Genomic DNA, 22,871 nt, shown 5'->3' with positions numbered 1-22,871 from the left:
TGGGCCCGGCGCGAAAGGGCCATCCATGGCCCACGCGCCTCTCGCGACATCCTGTCGCTCGTCCCACTCCACATCGCCTGCGTTCGGCCTGCACCCAAGTCGCGATTGGTGGTGTCTGGGCTATTGCGCTCAAAGATCAAAAGCAACGGCAGATCAAAAGCGATTGAGCGACACCGTCCGTAGCAGCACGGCTTGCCGGCGGGGCGATCTTGAGGGCGACCCGCGGGCAAGCCCGGCTGCTACGGGACGGCATACACTGCGCGCTTTTGATTTGGCTTTTGATCTTCGTACGCAAACCTCACAAACACCACAAAACGCGACTTGGGTGCAGGCTGAATGGAGGTCTCGCGGAGTGGGTCGAGCCGCATGGATGCGGCGCGAGGCGCGGGGCCATGGATGGCCCATTCGCGCCGGGCCCACGGAGCGGGACCTTCGTTCAGGAAGTCCGACGAAGTCAGACCCAAACCAGGAGCAAGACCCCTTGGTTACTTGGGGGTCTTTTCCAAGTAACTCGACGAAGTCGAAACAGGTCTGACGTTAGGAAGAACGCTCTTGGTCTTGATCTTCAGATTTGTATCCCACTGTATCAACCCCCCTCCCAGACACGTACCGACCCAATTCCCCATCCCCCGCGACACATCCGCGATACCTCTGAATCGTTGAATAGCCTCTATCGCCACACACAACCTTCAACGCATTCGGAGAGCATCATGAACTTCAAAAACATCTCGATCGCCACCCTGTTCGCCGCCCTGAGCCTGGGCGCTGTTGCTGCCCATGCGCAGGATCAGATCAAACCGATGACCTACACGTACGGCGACCACCTGGACATCAAGAAAGTCATCTCCTCCCACGAAGGCACCACCCCTGCGTGCAGCGTCGTGACCTCGCAACTGACCTACTTGGACTCGATGGACCAGACCCACGTCCTGGACTACCAGAGCTTCTCCGGCGGCTGCCACGACAACTGATCATCGACCCCGACGGGCGCGCTCAAGTGACCGCGCCCTCAACGCACACAGCAGGTAGTCCTTATGTTGCTCATCGCATTTCTGGGCGGGATCGTCACGGTTCTGAGCCCCTGCATCCTTCCCGTGGTGCCGTTCCTGTTCGCCCGCGCCGACCGCTCGGCATCTTCGGTGCTGCTGACCCTGCTGGGTCTGTCCCTGACCTTCGCTCTGGTCTCAAGCCTGGCCGTGGTGAGCAGCGACTGGGTGGTGACCGCCAACGGCATCGGCCGGCACATCGCCCTGGTGGTGCTGGTGCTGTTCGCGCTGTCGCTGCTGTCGGCCAGGATCGGCCACTGGCTGACCTGGCCGCTGGTGACCCTCGGTAATCGTCTGGATCCCGCCACCCGCCGCCTGTCCGGTCCGTCCGCTTCGCTGCTGATCGGTGTCGCCACCGGGCTGTTGTGGGCGCCGTGTGCCGGGCCGATTCTGGGGATCATTCTGACCGGCGCCATGCTGCAGGGCCCGAGCGCGCAAACCAGCCTGTTGCTGCTGGCCTATGGCCTGGGCAGTGCGGTGTCCCTGGGGGCGCTGATCTTTGCCGGACGCGGTCTGGTGGCGCGCATGAAGCTCTCGCTGCCGGTCACTGCCTGGCTGCGTCGTGGCGCAGGGCTGGCGGCATTGGTGGTCGCGGTGACCATCGCCAGCGGTTCGCAGAATCAGCTGCTGGCTGGCACCTCGTCGCAAGGTGCAGCAGCGGTGGAGCAGGGCCTGCTCAGTGGCGTGCCCAAGGTCATCGATTACCTGGTCGACAGCGTCAAGGCCGCTACCGCGCCGGACGTCAGTGAGAAGGGTGAAATGCCGTCGTTGTCCGGCGCCGTGCAATGGCTCAACTCGCCGCCCCTGAGCAAGGAGTCGCTGCGTGGCAAAGTGGTGCTGGTGGACTTCTGGACCTTCGACTGCATCAACTGCCAGCACAGCATTCCGTACGTCAACGAATGGGCGAAGAAGTACGAGAAGGACGGCCTGGTGGTGATCGGTGTGCACACCCCCGAGTATCCCTACGAGCGGGTCATCGACAACGTGCGCAAGAATGTGCAGAAGCTGGGCCTGAACTACCCGATCGCCATCGACAACGACTACGCCATCTGGCGCGCGTTCGGCAATCAGTACTGGCCTGCGCACTACCTGATCGATGCACAGGGCCAGATCCGTTACACCCACTTCGGCGAAGGCAGCTACGACACCCAGGAACAGGTGATCCAGCAACTGCTCGCCGAAGCCAAGGCCAGCGCCAACAAGGGTTGAGGCGGGTCAGACCATGCGGCGCACGGTGTTGTCCTTGCGCACGAAGTGATGCCAGAGGGCTGCAATCACGTGCAGCCCGATGACGTAATAGAAGATCGTCCCCAGCAGCACATGGAAGTGCTCCAGCGACTCGGCAGTGTCCTTGGCAATGCCGAACGGTGCCGGGATGCTCAGCGAGGTCAACGGAATCGGCAAGGCCCCGCGCTCCAGCAACACGGTGAACAGCCCCAGCAGCGGTTGCGCGAACAGAAAGGCGTACAACGCGTAATGCGAAAGCGTCGCTGCCACGCGCAGGGCACCTTCCAGCGGCGGGGTGATGCCCGGTGGTGTATGGCGATGGCGCTCGGCGATGCGAAACCAGGCCATGACGAATACCACGATCCCCACCCAGAAATGGCTCTGTACCACCAGGGCGCGCAGGTCGGTGCCTTTGGCGAACTGGCTGCGGCTGAGGATCAGCGCATAGGCCAGCACGATCAGCACGGCCATGACCCAATGAAACCAGCGAGCCCTGTAGCTGTAGCGTTCGAAAGTGTCAGGTGTATTCACGATAGGTCCCTCGGTTTCTGATTATAAGGCGGCATTGTGCCTTGTCTTTATGAACACTGGCAGCGTCCGGGGTTTCGAGGCAGGGACAATTGCTTTCAACGTGCCAGTATTTTTGTTGTGCTAGCGGCAGAAACATGTCAGTCACCGCTGTCAGAAAGTTAGCGATTTATAAAGTCTCGTTTGTTTTACGTTGCTTCATTCAATTGATGTTATTCAAATGAGTGGTTGAATCGATATTGAATTGCTTTGTAATGTGCATTCTAAATAACGATATTTTTATAATTATTCATAATTAGCAATCCATCAAAACGCGTTTGACAGGTCACTCCCTTGGATCCATCTTTATCTGCGACGGTTCAGCGTCCCCGACTATCGGTCTGAACAGACTGGCATTTTGCCCGGCGCCTTGGGGCCCTCATCAACACTTACCCAATTTTGTATACAGGACTCTTGACATGGATGTCCCGGGATTCGCTTGTCTTTTAAAACACAACAATATGGATTCGGAAGTCTGGTGGGATTCATCACCCAGTGCCTGTGCGCCCTTCAAACTTCGCATGTTTTCGTTATATCCGGAGATGCGCGCTTATATAGAAAACTTGCTGGGTGAACCTTTTTCGCGCCACAGCGGGGATTTTTCCGGTGCCACCACCAACCCGCGGCTAATTACCCGGACGGTCGTGGACAACAGCGGCAAATGGGAGGATTACCTCGACGGCCTGTCGATCAGCTTGTCCTGCGCCGAAAAGGCTCGCCGGGTGTATGACCAGGCCGTGGTCGAAGGGGCCAATCAGCTGTATCCGCTGTGGGTGTCGTCCGGGCAGAGGCTGGGCTGGCTGTCGGCGCAGATCGACGGCGGCGAGCGGATGAGCGAAGGACTGCTGTTTGCGCGCGGCATGCAGCTGGCGAGCCTGGCGCCGAACGTCATGGTCAAGGTGCCCGGCAGTGAACAAGGCTATCGCGCCATCGAACAGCTGGTGGCGCTGGGCTGTTCGGTGAACAACACCTTCTGCTTCACGGTGTCCCAGGCCGCGGCTTGCCTGAAGGCCATCCATAACGGCCGCTTGCGCGCTCAGGTTCAGGGGGTGAGCACCGAACATGCTCGCTACGTCATCAGTTTCATGATCGGTCGTTTGGGCGCCGAGCCCGAGTTCGAGCGCCAGGCCGCGCAACGTCGCCTGCACCTGACCGCGGCCGACCGGCGCTGGGCTGAGCTTGCGGTGTATCAGGCGATTCAGGCGCTGTTGCGGCGCTGGCAGACCCCGGCGCGGCTGTTGCTGTGCAGCCTGAAGATCGACACCGACGTGCGCGGGCGTGAGCACTGCTGGCACCTACAACGCACCGGCGCCGACACCACGCTCTATACCCTGACGCCGCAGATCGTCGAGTTTCTGATCCGCCGCCAGCAACAGCATCAGCCGGTCCACCCGGCGAGCGACTGGGTGCAGGTGCCCAACCGCGTGCTCAATCGTCTGGTGGCGATTCCTTATTTCAACCAGGCGTATTTCGAGGGCGATCTGGCACCCGCTGATTTTTCTCGGCATCCGGCATTTCTCACTGCCAGTCAGGACGCCCGCGAAGGCCAGGAATGTTTGCTGGCGTTCGTCAAGGGCGCCAGCGGCGGCGGGGGCGTTCCGGCCATGTGGCCGGTGCTCGGGATGCCCATGGAGCGTGCCTCTTGAAGCGCATGATCGCCTTGTGGGCCCATCCAAGGTCGCGCTCGACGGCACTGGAGCGGGTGTTTATCGAACGGGGCGATTTCGAGGTCTTCCACGAGCCCTTCGCCCACGTGGCGTTCGATGAGCAGTCGGCCATCCCCCACGACGATCTGGACTGTGGCCTGCCGCGCACCTACGAAGGGGTCAAGGCACTGCTGCGCAGCACGCGCCAGACCTGCAACGTTTTCCATAAGGACATGTGTTACCACTGCCTGGATGAGCTCAAGGCCGACCCCGAGTTTCTGCTCGAGCAACAGCATGTGTTCATTATCCGCGAGACCGCACGGGCCATCGTCTCGCACCACGCGATGTTCGCCCAGATGCCCATGGCTGCCATTGGCCATCGGGCGCTGTACGAGATCTTCTGTCAGGTGACCCGGCTCACCGGAAAGATTCCCTACGTGGTCAACGGTGACGATCTGGCCAGGCAGCCCGAACCGACCCTGCGCAAGCTCTGCGACTACCTGCAGCTGGAGTTCCTGCCCGATAGCCTGCACTGGCAGCCCTCCTGCCCCGAGCAGTGGAAGGCCTGGCGCAGCTGGCACAAGGAGGCCGAGCACAGTTCGCGCATCTTCGCTCCTGACAGTGCATTCGATGCACAGCTGCTCGACCAGCACCCCCGCCTGATGACCTATTACCAGGCTCACCGACCTTTCTACGAGCGCATGAACCAGTTCGTGCAGCAGGGACACGCATGAAAAAAATCGTCATCACCGGCGCTGCCAACGGCATCGGCAGGGCCACAGCGATCGCCTGCGTGGAGGCGGGCTTCTTCGTCATTGCCGCCGACAAGGACCGCCTTGGGCTGCAGGCGTTGCAACGGGATTTGCCGCCGCACCGGCTGGAAACCCATTTGGTCGACTTCGCCGAGCCTGCGGTGTACCAGACATTCATCGGCAACCTCTACGAGGTCCACAAGCATCGCAGCCTGCACGGGCTGGTCAACAACGCCGGGGTCTACAACGGCAAGAGCGTGTACGACTACAGCGACCGAGACATGGAGGAAATGTGGGCGGTGAACCTCAAGTCGCTGGTCTACCTGTCCAAGGACTTCGCCAGGCACGAACTGCAGGCCCAGCACTCACGCAGTATCGTCAACATCACTTCGGTGGCGGGGGAGGTCGGCAGCATGGACGCGCTGTATGGCGCCACCAAGGCCGGGGTCATCGGCCTGACCAAGGCCAATGCCTGGAATTTCGCGCCTCGGGTGCGCGTCAACGCGGTGTCTCCCGCGCTGGTGCGCAACACGTCGATTCATGACCGTATCCCCGCCCATCGGTGCAAGGAATACGAGCGACAGGAAATCCTCGATGAGCCCATCGAGCCTCAGGGCGTGGCTGATGTGATCATGTTTCTGCTGTCTGACCACAGCCGCCACCTGACCGGGAAGGTGATCCCGGTGGACAACGGCGCCTATCCCCGCTGACGCGGCCGGCACCGAATAACGACAAGGAGGACGCGACATGCAACGCAAAAAGTTGTTGATCGTCGGCGGCGGCAATCTGTGCCTGCAGATTCTGCAGATTCTCGCGCTGCGCAATCAGTTCGAGTTTCACGTGGCCAGCCGCAACCTGGAGCAGGTCACGCGCTTGTGCAATCTGATCCGCTTGGCCGCCTTGCAGCAGGACGTGCAGGTGCGCATCCAGCCGTGGGAAATGGACCTCACGGAATTTGCCATCGAGCGCAATGCCAACACCCTTTCCAGAATCAGGCCGGACATCATTCTCAACTGCGCCTCGCTGCAGTCCTGGCGCGTCATCACGCAACTGCCCAAGGCCACGTTCGAGGCGCTCGATCAGGCGCAACTCGGGCCCTGGCTGCCCATGCATCTGGCGCCGGCCTACGCCCTGATGCGTGCGGTCAAGCAGTCGTGTCCCAGGGCACTGGTGGTCAATGCGGCGTTTCCCGATGCGGTCAATGCGGTGCTGTTCAAAGTCGGCCTGGCGCCGGACGTGGGCGTGGGCAACATCGCCAATCTGGTGCCGGCCACGCGCTGCGCCATTGCCCGGCTGGCGCGCTGCGAGCCGCTGCAAGTCTGCGTCAAGCTGGTCGGCCAGCACTTCTTCAGCCATTACGTGCCGCGCCGGGGGCTGCCAGCCCAGGCCCATTTCAATCTGAGTTACTGGATCGACGGCCGTGAATGCAGCGATGAGTTCGAGCCAGCGGCCATCTTTGCCATTGTCGCCGAGCACTTCCGTCGTCTGGGTGGCGTCGATGGCCAGTACCTGACCGCCATGTCGGCGATCCGCGTGGTGGAAAACCTGTTCGCCGCGGAAGAAGTGCATGTTCATGCCCCTGGCCCTCATGGCCTGCCGGGCGGTTACCCGGTCAAGGTCGGCATGGGCCAGGTGTTGCTGGGGCTGCCCTATGGCGTCACCCGTGAGGAGGCGATCGGCCTGAACGAGGCCGGGCAGCGTCAGGACGGCATCGAATCGATTCTCGCCGATGGCACTGTGGTGTTCGGGCGCCCGCAGATGGGCGTCATGGAACAGATGCTGGGTTTCTTCATGCCGCAAATGAAGGTGTCGGACGCCGCGCAATACGCACAGGAACTGGGGCGCAAGTATCAGGCGTTTGCCACGAGTGTCCACCAACAGGGAGTCAGCAGCCATGTCAGTCAGCAACACGCTTTCACTCGTCGTGCCGGTTGAGATGAACGACCAGGCCAGTGATCAGGACTATGCCCAACAGTATTGCGCCGACTTCGTGGCCCGCTGGGACGAGCTGATCGACTGGAAGAAACGCGCGGCAGGAGAGGGCTCATTTTTTTCCGACCTTCTGCTCAGGGCGGGTGCCTGTCGGGTCCTTGATGTATCCACCGGTACAGGCTTTCATGCGGTGCAGTTGCGCCGGGCGGGGTTCGACGTGGTGGCCTGCGATGGCAGCCGGACCATGTTCGAGCGGGCCAGGGTCAACTTTGCCCGCCACAGGCTCGACATCCCTCTACTGCGTCTGGACTGGCAGCGCCTGAGCTCCGAATTGCTTTGTACGTTCGATGCTGTGGTATGCCTGGGCAGCTCGTTGTGCCACCTGTTCGACGAGGCCGAGCGAGTCGAGGTGCTCAAGCGCTTTCGCAGCCTGCTCAAGCCTGGCGGCGTGTTGCTGATCGACCAGCGCAACTTTCAGGCGATTCTCGGCGGCCATTTCTCCTCTTCCGGCCGCTATTACTACTGCGGCAAGAGCGCCAGGGTCAGCCTCGGTGAACTCACCCCCTCGTTGTGCGAGTTCGTTTACACCTTCAACGATGGTGCCTGCTTCAGGCTGCGGGTATTTCCGCTCCTGCCGGAGCAATTGCGCAAAGAGATGGCGATGGCGGGGTTCGAGGTGGGCAAGAGCTTTGGCGATTTCAAGCACGTCTACGACCCGATGCGCGCCGACTTCATCATTCATCAGGCTTTTGCCTGACCTCAAAAGCCAGGGAGGCTTTGCCATGAACATCCAGACCGTGCCCTCGGGCGCGCACAACAATCTGTTCGCCTACGCGTTCACCCAGCAAACGGCCCCCGAGGGCCAGCCGACGCCCCATGTCATCTGGTTGACCGGCGTGTCTGCTGCCGGCAAGTCGACCATTGCCGACAGCCTCAACCCGGTACTCAAGGCCCGAGGTCTGCGCACCTGCATTCTGGACGGTGACTCGGTACGCAGCGGCCTTTGTCGGGACCTGGGCTTTACTGACCAGGACCGTGACGAAAACGTGCGCCGTGTCGCGGAAGTCGCAGCGCTGATGGCCGATGCGGGGCTGACCGTCATGGTGGCGCTGATCTCGCCCACCTGCGCCTGCCGTCACCATGCGCGTTCGATCATCGGCAACGAGCGCTTCGTCGAAGTCTTTGTCGATGCGCCGTTGGCGGTGGCGGAGGCGCGCGATCCCAAGGGCCTGTACAAGCGCGCCAGATGCGGCGATATCCGCGGTTTTACCGGGGTCGACTCGGTGTATGAGCCGCCGGTCTTTCCCGAGCTGCACATTCGCAGCGATCAGGTCAGCGTCGCCTGCGCCGTGGAGATGATCGACGACTGGCTGCGCCACTCCAGGGGTGAGTGAAGGTCCCGTCACACTCATTTGAATAGTCAGTCGTCCGAAAGCGCTTCAAAATCGCCCGTCTCTGCCATTATTGAGTGGTAAGCCACTGCTGGGGGACGGGCGATGTCTATCGGTCAGTTGAAGATCAATGCCATTCGTCTGGTCGGCGGCGTGGCCGTGCTCGACTTTCTCAATACCTGTGACGGCCGCCGGCCGGGCAGTGGATTGGGCGAAGTGGTCGACAAACTGTCGAGCCTGGAAGACATCGTCCACTGGTTTCACCATGCGGGGCTGATCTCAGCCGCCGAGCATGAACAGCTGGTGCAGGTGGTGGACCAATCGTCCTGGCACAGCATCACGGCCTTCAAACAACTGATCGCCTTTCGTGAGTCGCTTTACCGTGTATTTCTGCCTCTGGCCTTGGGTCAGCCCGCCGATCCGCAAAGCCTTGATGAGCTGAACACCGCTCTGGCTACAACCAGCGCCCGACGCCGGGTAGTGCCAATGCCGGGCGGGTTCGTCTGGCGCTGGCTGCCCTGCGATTCGCTCGAATCGATGACCCAGGGATTCATCGGCCGCATGGCGGTGCAGGCCGCTGCACTGCTGACATCGCCCGATCTTGCCCGACTCAAGGCCTGCGCCACGCCCAATTGCGACTGGCTGTTCATCGACACCTCGAAAAACGGCCGTCGGCGCTGGTGTCAGATGAATGTCTGCGGTGCGCGGGAAAAGGCCAGGCGCGCTGTCAGTCATTTCTAGCAACATTCCTCCGACCCGCTGCGCGACGAAAAACACGGAACCTGGCTTTCAGCGAGGCTTCATATCCTTTGTTCACGGCCGCCATGGCATGGGGCGTGGTGCAAAGGACAGAAGAGCACTTGCATGAGCGATATCCGTATTGGCATCTCCGGCTGGCGCTATGTGCCATGGCGCGGTGATTTCTACCCGCAAGGCCTGGCCCAGAAAAACGAACTGAAATTCGCCTCCAGGGCGGTGAACAGCATTGAAATCAATGGCTCGTTCTACTCCCTGCAGTCGCCGGAGCTGTATGCCCGCTGGTATGCCGATACGCCCGAAGGCTTCGTTTTCAGCCTCAAGGCGCCGCGTTACATCACCCATGTCAAACGCCTGAACGACATCGACGAGGCGCTGGCCAACTTCTTCGCCTCGGGCCTCTTTCAGTTGAAGGAAAAACTGGGGCCGATCCTCTGGCAATTCCCGCCGAGCTTCAAGTTCGATGCCGAGCGTTTCGAGCATTTTCTGCAGCGTTTGCCCCACGACGGCAAGGCGGCGAAGGCCTGCGCCAAACATTGCGCGGAGCGCATGGAAAAGCCCGGCTACCTGGACATCCCCGGCAAGGCGCGAGTGCGCCACGCGGTGGAAATCCGCCACCCGAGTTTTGCCGTGGCCGAGTTCATTGCCCTGCTGCGCAAACACAAGGTCGCGCTGGTCGTTGCCGATACGGCAGGCAAGTGGCCGTATCTGGAAGACCTGACCTGCGATTTCGTTTACCTGCGCCTGCACGGCGACAAGGCGCTCTACGCCAGTGGTTACACGAAAGCCGCGCTCAAGCGTTGGGGTGATCGCATCGACGCCTGGCGTCAGGGCGCACAGCCCGACGACGCGCATCTGGCCAGCGACAAGGCGATGCGGGCACGCGAGTCGCGGGATGTGTTCTGTTACTTCGACAACGACATCAAGGTGCGCGCGCCCTATGACGCGCGGGCGCTGCTGGCGCGTTTCAAACTGACGGACGGGCTGCCGGTCGCCCCGGGCGATCTGCAAGGAGTGACGTTTTGAACAGCGTTTCCAGCAGCGCGCCTGCCGCCCATGACGCGGCGCAACGGCGAGCGCCGACAGCGACTCGCATCACGCTGCATGTGCTGACCATGAACATGCACATGGGCTTCGGTTTTCTCAACCGCCGTTTCATCCTCCCGGAGTTGCGCGATGCGATGCGCGCAGCCTCCGCCGATGTAGTGTTCCTGCAAGAGGTGCACGGCGAGCAACAGAGCCATGCGCAGAAGGTGAAAGACTGGCCGACGATTTCCCAGTACGAGTTTCTCGCCGACAGCATGTGGACGGACTTCGCCTACGGTCGCAATGCGGTGTATCCCCATGGCCATCACGGCAATGCTCTGCTGTCCAAGTACCCTATCGTGCGCCATGAAAACCTCGACATCTCGATCCTCGGCACCGAGGAGCGCGGCCTGTTGCATTGCGTGCTGCAGGTGCCGGAGTTTGGCGAAGTGCACGCGGTGTGCGTGCATCTGGGTCTTAAGGAAGTTCATCGTCAGCAGCAACTGAAGCTGATGGCCGATCTGGTCTCGCGCCTGCCGGCCCAGGCCCCGGTAATCATCGCCGGAGACTTCAACGACTGGCGCCTGAAGGCTGATACCGCGCTGGCCGGGACGGGCCTGCGCGAAGTGTTCGTCGACACCTTCGGCAGCCCGGCGAAAAGCTTTCCGGCGCGTTTCCCCTTGCTGCGCCTGGACCGTATCTACGTGCGCAACGTGCGCATCGACAAACCCAGGGTGTTGTCCAACCGGCCCTGGTCGCACCTGTCCGATCATGCGCCGCTGGCGGTGGAGGTGATTCTGTGAAGATCTTCAATGACCGCTGTGGCATCTGGCAGGACGGCAATGCGGTGGAGTTGCTGATCAATGGCGAGGATTTTTTCAGCAAGGTCTTCGAGTGCATTCGGGCGGCACGCACGGAAGTGCTGCTGGAAACCTTCATCATTTTCGAGGACCGCGTCGGCGAAGGCCTGCAGCAGGCGGTGATCGAGGCCGCACGCCGAGGCGTACGGGTGGTGATCACGGTCGACGACTACGGCACCAGCGACCTGAGTTCGGCGTTCGTGGCGCAGATGATCGATGCCGGCGTGCAGATCCAGCTGTTCGACCCGCGCCCGCGCTTCATGGGCATGCGCACCAACCTGTTCCGCCGTCTGCATCGCAAAATCGTGGTGATCGATGGCGAGCTGGCGTTCGTGGGCGGCATCAACTACAGCGTCGATCACATGGCCGACACCGGCATCACCGCCAAGCAGGATTACGCGGTGTTGGTGCGCGGGCCGATCGTGGCCGACGTCCACCGTTCGACCCTGAACATGCTCAGCGCCGCGCTGCGCAAGACCTTCACCCCGGTCAAACCGTCGGCCGATCAAGCGGGCGGGGCGCGCATGTTGCTGGCCGAGCGCGACAACCGCCAGCACACCACCGATATCGAAGAGCAGTACCTGCTGGCCATGCGCAGCGCCCAGCAGCGCATCACCCTCGCCAATGCCTATTTCTTTCCCAGTTATCGCTTCCTGCGCGAACTGCGCAATGCCGCGCGGCGCGGGGTCAAGGTCACGCTGATTCTGCAGGGCCAGCCGGACATGCCGTTCGTGCGCATGTGCTCGCGCCTGACCTACACCTGGCTGCTGCGCGAAGGCGTGGTGATTCACGAGTACAAACAGCGCGCCCTGCACGGCAAGGTGGCGTTGATTGATGAGGAGTGGTCGACCGTGGGCTCGAGCAATCTTGACCCGTTGAGCCTGGCGCTGAACCTGGAGGCCAACTTGTTCATTCGTGACCGCGCACTCAACGAGCAGCTGCATCGGCATCTGCAAGAGCTGGCCGCAGCTCACAGTAAACAGGCCAGCCTCAAGGGTCTGGCGAAAGGGCAGTGGTGGCGGGCGCCGATGATCTTTCTGAGCTTCCACTTTCTACGCCACTTTCCGGCGATTGCCGGGCTGTTTCCGGTCCACGGCCCACGCCTGAAACCCCTGCGCACCGCGCAGACCCTGCCCGAGGCGCAGGTGATTAAACAGGAGTTGGAGCAGGAGAAGTCATCATGAGCGGCCTGTCGCAGACCTCGGAACAGGATGCACGCTCGACCGGGTCCGGCACCCAGCGCCCCTGGCTGAAATGGGCCAAACGCGGCCTGACCCTGTTTTTCTTCATCGCCGTGCCGATCCTGCTGTTCATGCTGGTCAGAAACCTGGACTGGAACGAGGTGACCCACGCGCTCGAGTCCTACAAGGCCAGCACCCTGGCGCTGGGGTTCCTGGTGGCAGCCGGCAGCTACCTGACCTACTGCGGCTTTGACGTCCTGGCCCGCCGTTACACCGAGCACAAACTGTCGGTGAAGCAGATCGTGCCAGTGACGTTCGTCTGTTATGCCTTCAACCTCAACCTCAGCTCCTGGGTCGGCGGCATCGCCTTGCGTTACCGGCTGTATTCGCGCCTGGGGCTGGATGTGCCGACCATCACGCGGATTCTCAGCCTGAGCCTGATCACCAACTGGCTGGGCTACATGCTGCTGGCCGGCTTCGTGTTCGCCGGGGATTTCATCGACCTGCCCGCAGGCTGGAAGATTGGCGATGCGACGCTGCAGTTGATCGGGTTTGTGTTGTTGGCGGTGTGTTTCGGCTATTTCCTGGCGTGCCGGTTTTCGCGCAAGCGCAGTTGGACAATTCGCAAACAGAAGCTGGTGTTGCCGTCGTTGAATCAGGCGCTGCGTCAGGCCTGTCTGGGGGCGTTGAATTGGGGGCTGATGGCGTTGCTGATTTTTATCCTGTTGCCGGAGAAGGCGTTTTATCCGGCGGTTTTGGGGGTTTTGCTGATCAGCAGTATTGCCGGGGTAATTGCGCATATTCCGGCGGGGCTTGGGGTGTTGGAGACGGTGTTTATCACGCTGATGCAGCATCAGTTCGGCAAGGGGCAGTTGCTGGCGGCGTTGATCGGGTATCGGGTGATTTATTTTCTGATTCCGTTGGGGGTGGCGGTGGGGGTTTATCTGGTGCTTGAGAAGCGGGCGCGTTCGATGCGGTTGCGTAATCAGGGGCAAGATCAAGATCAAGATCAAGAGCGTTCTTCCTAACGTCAGATCTGTTTCGACTTCGTCGAGTTACTTGGAAAAGACACCCAAGTAACCAAGGTGTCTTGCTCCTGGTTTGGGTCTGACTTCGTCAGACTTCCTTCATTCCGGTCCCGCTCCGTGGGCCCGGCGCGAATGGGCCATCCATGGCCCCGCGCCTCGCGCGGCATCCATGCCGCTTGGCCCACTCCACGAGACCTCCATTCAGCCTGCACCCAAGTCGCGATTTGTGGTGTCTGAGCTATTGCGTACGAAGATCAAAATCAAAGGCAGATCAAAAGCGATGAACGACACCGTCCGTAGCAGCACGGCTTGCCGGCGGGGGCGATCTTGAGGGCGACCCGCGAGCAAGCTCGGCTGCTACGGGACGGGGCTCACCGCAGGCTCTTGATCTGGCTTTTGATCTTCATGCGCGATAGCTCAGACGACACAAAACGCGACTTGGGTGCAGGCCGAACGCAGGTCTCGCGGAGTGGGTCGAGCCGCATGGATGCGGCGAGAGGCGCGTGGGCCATGGATGGCCCTTTCGCGCCGGGCCCACGGAGCGGGACCGAAGAGAGGGAAGTCCGACGAAGTCGGACCCAAACCAGGAGCAGGACCCCTTGGTTACTTGGGGGTCTTTTCCAAGTAACTCGACGAAGTCGAAACAGGTCTGACGTTAGGAAGAACGCTCTTGATCTTGAAGCAGCATGTGGCCCCAACCACAGCATCGGATCAGCCCACCATCAACCAAGCGAAAGCGCTCAGTCCTCAAACCCCACCTGCTCCGACATCTCATCGACCTTCAACTCCAACCGATACGCCACCGCGATAAACAGCGCCTGACACAAACACAACGTCGCACTCAACGAACGAAAGGCAAACGAACTTCCCTCATTGACCAGCAACACCGCATTGGCCCGCTTGGCCAGCGGGGACAGGTTGCTGTCGGTAATGATCAGCGTCTTGGCCTGATGATGTTGCGCAATGCGCAGGCAATGCTGGGTCTCCTTGCCATAGGGCGTGAAACTGATCGCGATCACCAGATCGTTGGCGCGCACGCTGCGCATCTGCTCGCGGTAGCTGCCGCCCAGCCCCGATACCAGATGAATGCGCTTGTTGGTGTGCTGCAGGTTGTAGACCAGATAGTCCGCCACCGCGAAGGAGCGGCGCACGCCGACCACGTAGATGTTGTCGGCATTGACCACCAGATCCACCGCCTTCTCGAACGACTCGTCGTCCAGTTCCAGCGCCAGCCGCTCCAGGCCCGATAGCGTGGCGTTCACGCATTCGCGGGCCAGGTCGCCGCCGCTGGCCTTCTGCGACTTGTTGGCGATCATGCTGCGGATGCGCTGCTGGTAGTTCTGCACCGGCGTGGCTTTGTGGGTGTAGGCCTCGCGGAACAGCGCCTGCATTTCGCTGAAGCCACTGAAGCCGAAACGCTGGGAGAACCGCACGATGGCCGAAGGGTGCACCTCGCATTCGCGGGCAATGTCGCTGATGCGGTCGACCATGATCCGGTCGCTCTGCTGGCTCATGTAGCTGGCGATGCGCTTGAGCTGGCGCGGCAGGCTCTCGTACTCGGCGGTGATCAGCTTGAGCAACGCCTCGGCGGTTTCCGGCGCGCTGGCGGGCGAGGCGGCCTCGGCGGCGGTTTCGGGCAGGGTGGGCTGATCGGGGCTGGACATACGACATGATCCTCAAGCTTTTCTTATGGCCCGCAGTCTACAAGGGCTTCACATTGGCTGCCTGCCTGTTTAGCACGAAAGTGCCATCGTTTGCGCAAATTGGAATAAATTTTCCACATGAAAATAAAATGGAAAAAATCATTGATCCCGACGCCATGCCGTTCTAGTCTGCATTCACGAACGCGGCCTGCTGCTCTGGCACAGGCCAAGGCTGATAAAAATAAATATGAGGAGCCGGCATGGGCCAGACTCGTTTTGCCAGTGGGCGTCAGTTGGATGTGGTGTGCCTCGGACGTCTGGGCGTCGACCTTTACGCGCAGCAGATCGGCGCGCGGCTGGAGGACGTCTCAAGTTTCGCCAAGTATCTGGGCGGATCGTCCGCCAACATCGCCTTCGGCACGGCTCGGCTGGGTTTGAAGTCGGCCATGCTGACCCGCGTGGGCGATGACCACATGGGGCGTTTTCTGGTCGAGTCGCTGGCCGCCGAGGGTTGTGATGTCAGCGGCATCAAGGTCGACGCCGAGCGCCTGACCGCCATGGTCCTGCTGGGCATCAAGGACCGCGAAACCTTCCCCTTGGTGTTCTACCGGGAAAACTGCGCCGACATGGCCCTCAGTGCCGACGACATCAACGAGGCGCAAATTGCGTCGAGCAAGGCGCTGTTGATCACCGGCACTCATTTCTCCACCGATCAGGTGTTCAAGGCCAGCAGCCAGGCGCTGGACTACGCCGAGAAGCACAACGTCAAACGCGTGCTGGACATCGACTACCGCCCGGTGCTCTGGGGCCTGACCGGCAAGGCCGACGGTGAAACCCGTTTCGTCGCCAGCCAGAACGTCAGCCAGCACGTGCAGCGCATCCTGCCGCGCTTCGATCTGATCGTCGGCACTGAGGAAGAATTCCTTATTGCCGGTGGCGCGACCGACTTGCTGGCGGCCCTGCGCAAGGTGCGCGAGCTGACCGCCGCCACGCTGGTGGTCAAGCTTGGGCCGCAAGGCTGCACGGTGATTCACGGGGCGATTCCGGCGCGCCTTGAGGACGGCGCGATCTACCCCGGCGTGCGGGTGGAGGTGCTCAATGTGCTGGGCGCGGGCGATGCCTTCATGTCGGGCTTTCTCAAGGGCTGGCTCAATGATGAGTCTGACGAGCGCTGCTGCCAGTTGGCCAACGCCTGTGGCGGCCTTGTGGTGTCGCGTCACGCCTGCGCGCCAGCGATGCCGACCCCGGCGGAGCTGGAGTACCTGTTCAGCAGCCCGGTGCCGATCACCCGGCCGGATCAGGATGTCACGCTGCAACGTCTGCATCAGGTCAGCGTGCCGCGTAAGGAATGGCAGCAGCTGTTCATTTTCGCCTTCGACCATCGCGGGCAACTGGTGGAGCTGGCGCAGAAGGCCGGGCGCGATCTGTCGTGCATCCCGAAGCTCAAGCAGCTGTTCATTCAGGCAGTGGAGCGGGTCGAGGCGGACCTGGCCAAACGCGGCATCGCTGCCAATGTGGGCCTCTTGGCCGACCAGCGTTTCGGCCAGGATTCGCTGAACGCCGCCACCGGTCGAGATTGGTGGATCGCCCGTCCGGTCGAGGTGCAGAACTCGCGGCCGCTGGCGTTCGAACACGGCCGCTCCATCGGCAGCAACCTGATGGCCTGGCCGAAGGAACAGATCATCAAGTGCCTGGTGCAATACCACCCCGACGATGAACCGATGCTGCGCCTGGAGCAGGAAGCGCAGATCATGGGGCTGTATCAGGCGTCTCAGGCCAGCGGCCACGAGCTGCTGCTGGAAATCATCCCGCCGAAGGATCATCCGAGCACTCATCCCGACGTGATCTACCGCTCGCTCAAGCGCCTGTACAACCTGGGCATCTACCCGGCGTGGTGGAAGATCGAGAGCCAGCCCGCCGAGGTCTGGGAAAAGCTCGATGCGTTGATTCAGGAACGCGATCCGTACTGCCGAGGCGTGGTGCTGCTGGGCCTGAACGCGCCGGCCGAAGCACTGGCTGCAGGCTTTCGCGAGGCGAGCAAAAGCGTCACCTGCCGTGGTTTTGCCGTGGGCCGCACGATTTTCCACGAGCCCAGCCGCGCCTGGCTGGAAGGGGAAATCGATGATGCCGGGCTGATCAACCGGGTGCAGAGCACGTTCGGCTTTCTGATCGAATCCTGGCGCGAGGCGCGCAGCTGATCCGGCCCGTTGCCTGTTCATTTCCATGCGAGAGCAACACTCGAGAACAACTATAAAAGGTGCAGCCATGCCCGCTTCTGCAATCCGAATTGGCATCAACCCGATTTCCTGGAGCAACGACGACCTGCCCGCACTGGGCGGCGAGACCCCGCTGAGCACCGCCTTGAGCGAGGGCAAGGAAATCGGTTACGAAGGTTTCGAGCTCAACGGCAAGTTCCCCAAGAGCGCCCAAGGCGTTGCCGACGTGCTCAAACCCTATGACCTGGCGCTGGTGTCCGGCTGGTACTCCAGCCGCCTGGCCAGGCGCTCGGTGGCCGAAGAAATCGAAGCCATCGCCGGCCACGTCGAGCTGCTCAAACACAACGGCGCCAAGGTGCTGGTCTACGGCGAAGTGGCCGACTCGATTCAGGGCCAGCGCATTCGCCTGGTGGAGCGCCCGCGTTTTCACAGCGAGGCGGCCTGGCAGGAATACGCCGACAGACTCACCGAGCTTGCGCGTTTCACCCTGTCTCAGGGCGTGCGCCTGGCCTATCACCACCACATGGGCGCCTATGTCGAGTCGCCTGAGGACATCGATCAGTTGATGGCCAGGACCGGCAGCGAAGTCGGCCTGCTGTTCGATTCGGGCCACTGCTACATGGGTGGCGGCGAGCCTTTGCAGGTGCTGCGCAAACACATCGACCGGGTGTGCCACGTGCACTTCAAGGACGTGCGCAAGCCGGTGGTGCAGCTGGCGCGCAATAACCTGTGGAGCTTTCCGGATTGCATCGTCAATGGCACCTTCACCGTGCCGGGGGATGGCGACATCGATTTCGCCGCGCTGCTGGACGTGCTGATCCAGGCGGGTTACCAAGGCTGGCTGGTGGTCGAGGCCGAGCAGGATCCGGCCGTCGCGCCGAGCTACGTGTACGCCAAAAAAGGCTACGAAACCCTGCGCAATCTGCTGGCCGCCGCGCAACAACAAGGGAGCCTGTGAGCATGAATCTTCTGGTCAAGAGCAAGGCCGAGGGCCGCGATGTCGTGGCCCTGGCTGAAGGTGCGCTGGAGTACGTCGGCTTTTCCGCCCATCGCCTGACCGTAGGCGAACGCCTGCCGGTCAGTGCCGGCGACAAAGAGTTGTGCTTGGTGCTGCTCAGCGGGCGCGTCAGCGTCAGTGGCGAGGCGCCGGGGCAGGGCGCGTTCAACTGGGAAAACATCGGTGACCGGCAGTCGGTGTTCGAGGAAAAATCACCCTTCGCCGTTTATCTGCCGCCCGGCAGCCAGGCCCAGGTCACGGCCCTGAGCGCAGTACAGATCGCCGTCTGCGCAGCGCCCGGTGATGCCACCAAGGGCTTGCCTGCGCGGCTGATTCGCCCCGAAACCATGAAGCGCAGCGTGCGCGGCAAGTCGGCCAATACCCGCTATGTCTGCGACATCCTGCCTGATTCCGAGCCTGCGCATTCGCTGTTGGTGGTGGAAGTGCGCACGCCTTCGGGGCATTCCTCCAGCTATCCGCCGCACAAGCACGACAAGGACGATCTGCCCCACGAGAGTTTTCTGGAAGAAACCTATTACCACCAGATCAACCCGCCCCAGGGCTTCATCTTTCAGCGGGTCTACACCGACGATCGCAGCATCGATCAGGCCATGGCGGTGGAGAACAACGATCTGGTCACCGTGCCCAGGGGCTATCACCCGGTCAGCGTGCCCTATGGCTACGAGTCCTATTACCTGAACGTGATGGCCGGGCCCAAGCGCGCCTGGCAGTTCCATAACGATCCGCAGCATCAGTGGTTGCTGGATCTTTAAGCCGTACATGTGGGAGCCGGCTTGCTGGCGAATGCGGTGGGTCATTCAACATTGTGGTGTCCGAATGACCCCATTCGCCAGCAAGCCGGCTCCCACGGCCTTCGGCCAGAGGCAACGATAATCGAACCTTTCAAGGAGCCCCGCAATGAGCACCACCCCAATCATCGGCCACTACATCAACGGCCAGGTGCACGACACCAGCGAACGTTTCAGCGATGTCTTCAACCCCGCCACCGGCGAAGTCCAGGCCCGGGTGGCGCTGGCCGAACTGAACACCGTGGAGCAGGCCGTCGCCGCAGCCAAGGCGGCTTTCCCGGCCTGGGCCGATCAGTCCTCGCTGCGCCGCGCGCGGGTGATGTTCAAGTTCAAGGAATTGCTCGACCAGCATCACGATGAGCTTGCCGAAATCATCTGCCGCGAACATGGCAAGGTGTTCTCCGATGCCAAAGGCGAAGTGGTGCGCGGCATCGAGATCGTCGAGTTCGCCTGCGGCGCCCCGAGCCTGCTCAAGAGCGATTACAGCGACAACATCGGCGGCGGCATCGACAACTGGAACCTGCGCCAGCCGCTGGGCGTGTGCGCGGGCATCACGCCGTTCAATTTTCCGGTGATGGTGCCGCTGTGGATGATTCCCATGGCATTGGTCACCGGCAACTGCTTCATTCTCAAGCCGTCCGAACGCGATCCGTCGGCGAGCCTGTTGATGGCCCGTCTGCTCAAGCAGGCCGGTCTGCCCGACGGCGTGTTCAACGTGGTACAGGGCGACAAGCTGGCGGTGGATGCGCTGTTGCAGCACCAGGACATCGAGGCCGTTTCTTTCGTCGGTTCCACGCCGATCGCCGAGTACATCTATCAGCAAGGCACCGCCAACGGCAAACGCGTGCAGGCCCTGGGCGGGGCGAAGAACCATATGATCGTGATGCCCGACGCTGACCTGGACCAGGCCGCCGACGCCTTGATTGGTGCGGCTTACGGCTCGGCGGGCGAGCGCTGCATGGCAATTTCCATTGCCGTGGTGGTGGGCGATGTCGGCCAAAAGCTGATCGACAAACTGCTTCCGCGCATCGACTCGCTCAAGGTCGGCAACGGCATGCACAAGGATTCGGACATGGGCCCGCTGGTCACGGCGGTGCACAAGGCCAAGGTCGAGGGCTACATCGAGCAGGGCGTGAAAGAGGGCGCGAAGCTGATCGTCGACGGCCGCCACTTCAAGGTGCCAGGGGCCGAGAATGGCTTCTTCGTCGGTGCGACGCTGTTCGATGACGTCACCCCGGACATGACTATCTATAAGGAAGAGATTTTCGGGCCGGTGCTGGGCATCATCCATGTCGCGGATTTCGCTGCGGCCGTGGCGCTGATCAACGCCCATGAATTCGGCAACGGCGTGTCCTGCTTCACCAGCGACGGCGGCATCGCCCGCGCGTTCGCCCGCAGCATCAAGGTCGGCATGGTCGGCATCAACGTGCCGATCCCGGTGCCCATGGCCTGGCATTCGTTCGGCGGCTGGAAGCGCTCGCTGTTCGGCGACCACCACGCCTACGGCGAAGAAGGCCTGCGCTTTTACAGCCGCTACAAGAGCGTCATGCAGCGCTGGCCGGACAGCATCGCCAAGGGCGCGGAGTTCAGCATGCCGACGGCGAAATGACGACGTTCTTTTTGTTGAAATGCTGTCCACTGTGGGAGTGAGCTTGCTCACGAAGAGGTATTCCAGGCGCCAAACATGGTTGAACCTAGCGGCCCTTTCGTGAGCAAGCTCACTCCCACAGAGGGGAGCGTTGTGGCCGCAGAGTTTTGCGCAACGCTCCATCACCTCCAATAACAACAAGGTGCAAGCATGACCACGACACGATTGACCATGGCCCAGGCCCTGGTGAAGTTTCTCGATAACCAGTACGTCGAAGTCGACGGCGTGCAGAGCAAGTTCGTCGCCGGGGTGTTCACCATTTTTGGCCACGGCAACGTGCTGGGCCTTGGCCAGGCGCTGGAGCAGGACGCAGGCGACTTGATCGTGCATCAGGGCCGCAACGAGCAGGGCATGTGCCACGCGGCGATGGGCTTTGCCAAGCAGCACCTGCGGCGCAAGATCTACGCCTGCACGTCCTCGGTCGGCCCGGGCGCGGCGAACATGATTACCGCGGCGGCCACGGCTTCGGCCAACCGCATTCCGCTGTTGTTGCTGCCGGGGGACGTCTACGCCAGTCGCCAGCCCGATCCGGTCTTGCAGCAGATCGAACAGTTTCATGACCTGAGCATCAGTACCAATGACGCGTTCAAGGCCGTGAGCAAATACTGGGACCGCATCAACCGGCCCGAGCAGTTGATGAGCGCTGCGTTGAACGCCATGCGCGTGCTCACCGACCCCGCCGAAACCGGCGCCGTGACCCTGGCGCTGCCGCAGGACGTGCAGGGCGAAGCCTACGACTACCCGGATTCGTTTCTGCAAAAACGCGTGCACCGTATCGACCGCCGGCCGCCGACTCAGGCCATGCTCGCTGACGCGCTGGCTCTGCTCAAAGGCAAGCGCAAGCCGCTGCTGATCTGCGGCGGCGGGGTGCGTTACTCAGGGGCCAACGCGCAGTTTCAGGCGTTCGCCGAACGCTTCGATATTCCCTTCAGCGAAACCCAGGCGGGCAAGAGCGCCATCGTCTCGGCCCATCCACTAAACATGGGCGGCATCGGCGAAACCGGTTCGCTGGCGGCCAACACCCTGGCTCGCGAGGCGGACCTGATTATTGGCGTCGGCACCCGTTACAGCGATTTCACCACCGGTTCCAAATCGCTGTTCCAGAACCCGGACGTGCAGTTTCTCAACCTCAACGTCGGCGCCTTCGACGTGCAGAAGCTCGACGGCGTGCAGGTCCTTGCCGACGCGCAACTGGCGTTGCAGATGCTCGGCAACGCCCTGGGCGATTACAAGGCTCAGTGGGGCGATGCGCCGCAAAAGGCCAGGGCCGCGCTGGATGCCGAAGTGGACCGGCTGTACGCCGTCGAGTACCAGACCCAGGATTTCGAACCCGAAGTGCCCGGGCATCTGGACCCGCAGGTACTGCGCGACTTCATCGAAATGACCGGCTCATGCCTGACCCAGAGCCGGGTGCTGGGCCTGCTCAATCAGCAGTTGCCTGAAGACGCGGTGATCGTCGCCGCGGCTGGCAGCCTGCCGGGCGATCTGCAGCGAGCCTGGCGCAGCACCAGCGTTGACAGTTATCACGTCGAGTACGGCTATTCGTGCATGGGCTACGAGGTCAATGCGGCGCTGGGCGCGAAGTTGGCTGCACCGGAGCGCGAGGTCTATGCGCTGGTCGGCGACGGCTCCTACATGATGCTGCATTCGGAGCTGGCGACCTCGATCCAGGAGCGGCGCAAGATCAACGTGGTGCTGCTGGACAACATGGCGTTCGGTTGCATCAACAACCTGCAGATGGGCAACGGCATGGGCAGCTTCGGCACCGAATTCCGCTACCGCAACCCGGAAACCGGGCAGCTGGACGGCGACTTCGTGCCAGTGGATTTCGCCATGAGTGCGGCGGCCTATGGCTGCAAGACCTACCGCGTCAAGACCGCCGAGGAGCTCGCCGCCGCGCTGATCGATGCGCGCAAACAGAACGTCTCGACCCTGATCGACATCAAGGTCCTGCCCAAGACCATGATCCACGGCTACCTGTCGTGGTGGCGGGTGGGCGTGGCCGAGGTCTCGAACAGCCAGGCCACGGCCCAGGCCCATGAGCGGCAGCAAGCGATGTTGGCGAAAGCCCGCAAGTACTGAGAGGTGCGAGCTTTTGTGGGAGCCGGCTTGCTGGCGAATTCGGGGTGTCAGGCACTGCTGGGTT

Annotated in this window: 20 protein-coding genes; 18 read left to right on the top strand and 2 right to left on the bottom strand. The window is 61.8% G+C overall.

Annotation, left to right across the window (positions count from 1 at the left end):
• Nucleotides 1-710: 710 nt before the first annotated feature.
• Nucleotides 711-971, top strand: coding sequence for a DUF2790 domain-containing protein (locus AC1MEK_RS23590; RefSeq protein ID WP_480398685.1), 261 nt, complete (start codon nucleotides 711-713; stop codon nucleotides 969-971).
• Between the two features lie 63 nt (nucleotides 972-1,034).
• A complete protein-coding gene (locus AC1MEK_RS23585) occupies nucleotides 1,035-2,255 on the top strand; it encodes a cytochrome c biogenesis protein DipZ (RefSeq protein ID WP_480398684.1) in 1,221 nt (406 codons plus the stop codon).
• A gap of 6 nt (nucleotides 2,256-2,261) precedes the next feature.
• Here AC1MEK_RS23585 and AC1MEK_RS23580 read toward each other — a convergent pair whose 3' ends face one another.
• Nucleotides 2,262-2,804: a cytochrome b gene (locus AC1MEK_RS23580; RefSeq protein WP_480398683.1), complete on the bottom strand. Its 543-nt coding sequence runs from the start codon at nucleotides 2,802-2,804 to the stop codon at nucleotides 2,262-2,264.
• Between the two features lie 557 nt (nucleotides 2,805-3,361).
• Between AC1MEK_RS23580 and AC1MEK_RS23575 the strand changes: the two genes are divergently transcribed.
• The 11 genes from AC1MEK_RS23575 to AC1MEK_RS23525 all read left to right on the top strand — a co-directional run bounded on the left by AC1MEK_RS23575 (nucleotide 3,362) and on the right by AC1MEK_RS23525 (nucleotide 13,412).
• Entirely contained in the window at nucleotides 3,362-4,486 is a 1,125-nt protein-coding gene (locus AC1MEK_RS23575; protein ID WP_480398682.1) for a transaldolase family protein, read from the top strand.
• Complete coding sequence (locus tag AC1MEK_RS23570; protein WP_480398681.1) at nucleotides 4,483-5,220, top strand: sulfotransferase-like domain-containing protein; 738 nt, start codon at nucleotides 4,483-4,485, stop codon at nucleotides 5,218-5,220. The genes AC1MEK_RS23575 and AC1MEK_RS23570 overlap by 4 nt, the downstream gene beginning before the upstream one ends.
• Nucleotides 5,217-5,948 carry an SDR family NAD(P)-dependent oxidoreductase gene (locus AC1MEK_RS23565; RefSeq protein ID WP_480398680.1) on the top strand — a complete coding sequence of 244 codons (732 nt, stop codon included), beginning with the start codon at nucleotides 5,217-5,219 and terminating at the stop codon, nucleotides 5,946-5,948. The genes AC1MEK_RS23570 and AC1MEK_RS23565 overlap by 4 nt, the downstream gene beginning before the upstream one ends.
• Before the next feature lie 37 nt (nucleotides 5,949-5,985).
• Nucleotides 5,986-7,173 (top strand): hypothetical protein, encoded by a 1,188-nt coding sequence (locus AC1MEK_RS23560; RefSeq protein ID WP_480398679.1) that lies wholly within the window; start codon nucleotides 5,986-5,988, stop codon nucleotides 7,171-7,173.
• Nucleotides 7,133-7,927, top strand: coding sequence for a class I SAM-dependent methyltransferase (locus AC1MEK_RS23555; RefSeq protein WP_480398678.1), 795 nt, complete (start codon nucleotides 7,133-7,135; stop codon nucleotides 7,925-7,927). Before AC1MEK_RS23560 ends, AC1MEK_RS23555 begins: the two co-directional genes overlap by 41 nt.
• 25 nt (nucleotides 7,928-7,952) lie before the next feature.
• Nucleotides 7,953-8,564 (top strand): adenylyl-sulfate kinase, encoded by a 612-nt coding sequence (cysC, locus tag AC1MEK_RS23550; protein ID WP_480398677.1) that lies wholly within the window; start codon nucleotides 7,953-7,955, stop codon nucleotides 8,562-8,564.
• A 102-nt stretch (nucleotides 8,565-8,666) separates the two neighbouring features.
• A complete protein-coding gene (locus tag AC1MEK_RS23545) occupies nucleotides 8,667-9,302 on the top strand; it encodes a CGNR zinc finger domain-containing protein (protein ID WP_480398676.1) in 636 nt (211 codons plus the stop codon).
• 123 nt (nucleotides 9,303-9,425) lie between these two features.
• Nucleotides 9,426-10,343 carry a DUF72 domain-containing protein gene (locus tag AC1MEK_RS23540; protein ID WP_480398675.1) on the top strand — a complete coding sequence of 306 codons (918 nt, stop codon included), beginning with the start codon at nucleotides 9,426-9,428 and terminating at the stop codon, nucleotides 10,341-10,343.
• A gap of 101 nt (nucleotides 10,344-10,444) precedes the next feature.
• The gene (locus AC1MEK_RS23535; protein WP_480398693.1) at nucleotides 10,445-11,146 is read left to right on the top strand and encodes an endonuclease/exonuclease/phosphatase family protein; all 702 of its coding nucleotides are present in this window, start codon (nucleotides 10,445-10,447) and stop codon (nucleotides 11,144-11,146) included.
• Between the two features lie 2 nt (nucleotides 11,147-11,148).
• On the top strand, nucleotides 11,149-12,387 hold the full coding sequence (gene clsB, locus AC1MEK_RS23530) for a cardiolipin synthase ClsB (RefSeq protein WP_480398692.1): 1,239 nt from the start codon (nucleotides 11,149-11,151) through the stop codon (nucleotides 12,385-12,387).
• Nucleotides 12,384-13,412: a lysylphosphatidylglycerol synthase domain-containing protein gene (locus AC1MEK_RS23525; protein ID WP_480398674.1), complete on the top strand. Its 1,029-nt coding sequence runs from the start codon at nucleotides 12,384-12,386 to the stop codon at nucleotides 13,410-13,412. The genes clsB and AC1MEK_RS23525 overlap by 4 nt, the downstream gene beginning before the upstream one ends.
• 740 nt (nucleotides 13,413-14,152) lie before the next feature.
• Here AC1MEK_RS23525 and AC1MEK_RS23520 read toward each other — a convergent pair.
• Nucleotides 14,153-15,076 carry a MurR/RpiR family transcriptional regulator gene (locus tag AC1MEK_RS23520; protein WP_480398673.1) on the bottom strand — a complete coding sequence of 308 codons (924 nt, stop codon included), beginning with the start codon at nucleotides 15,074-15,076 and terminating at the stop codon, nucleotides 14,153-14,155.
• Nucleotides 15,077-15,315: 239 nt separating this feature from the next.
• On the opposite strand from AC1MEK_RS23520, the gene AC1MEK_RS23515 reads away from it, so the two are divergent.
• From AC1MEK_RS23515 to iolD, 5 genes are all read left to right on the top strand, one after another.
• Nucleotides 15,316-17,253, top strand: a complete 1,938-nt coding sequence (locus tag AC1MEK_RS23515; RefSeq protein WP_480398672.1) for a bifunctional 5-dehydro-2-deoxygluconokinase/5-dehydro-2-deoxyphosphogluconate aldolase — start codon at nucleotides 15,316-15,318, stop codon at nucleotides 17,251-17,253.
• A gap of 67 nt (nucleotides 17,254-17,320) precedes the next feature.
• Nucleotides 17,321-18,229 (top strand): myo-inosose-2 dehydratase, encoded by a 909-nt coding sequence (gene iolE, locus AC1MEK_RS23510; RefSeq protein ID WP_480398671.1) that lies wholly within the window; start codon nucleotides 17,321-17,323, stop codon nucleotides 18,227-18,229.
• Nucleotides 18,230-18,231: 2 nt separating this feature from the next.
• Nucleotides 18,232-19,041, top strand: a complete 810-nt coding sequence (gene iolB, locus AC1MEK_RS23505) for a 5-deoxy-glucuronate isomerase (RefSeq protein WP_480398670.1) — start codon at nucleotides 18,232-18,234, stop codon at nucleotides 19,039-19,041.
• A 145-nt stretch (nucleotides 19,042-19,186) separates the two neighbouring features.
• Nucleotides 19,187-20,686: a CoA-acylating methylmalonate-semialdehyde dehydrogenase gene (locus AC1MEK_RS23500; RefSeq protein ID WP_480398669.1), complete on the top strand. Its 1,500-nt coding sequence runs from the start codon at nucleotides 19,187-19,189 to the stop codon at nucleotides 20,684-20,686.
• 189 nt (nucleotides 20,687-20,875) lie between these two features.
• Nucleotides 20,876-22,807, top strand: a complete 1,932-nt coding sequence (gene iolD / locus AC1MEK_RS23495) for a 3D-(3,5/4)-trihydroxycyclohexane-1,2-dione acylhydrolase (decyclizing) (protein ID WP_480398668.1) — start codon at nucleotides 20,876-20,878, stop codon at nucleotides 22,805-22,807.
• The last annotated feature ends 64 nt before the right edge of the window (nucleotides 22,808-22,871 follow it).

This window comes from Pseudomonas sp. 2 (genome assembly GCF_056627435.1).
Note: the sequence above shows the minus strand (reverse complement) of the source record. Positions and strands in the feature narration are given on the sequence as shown.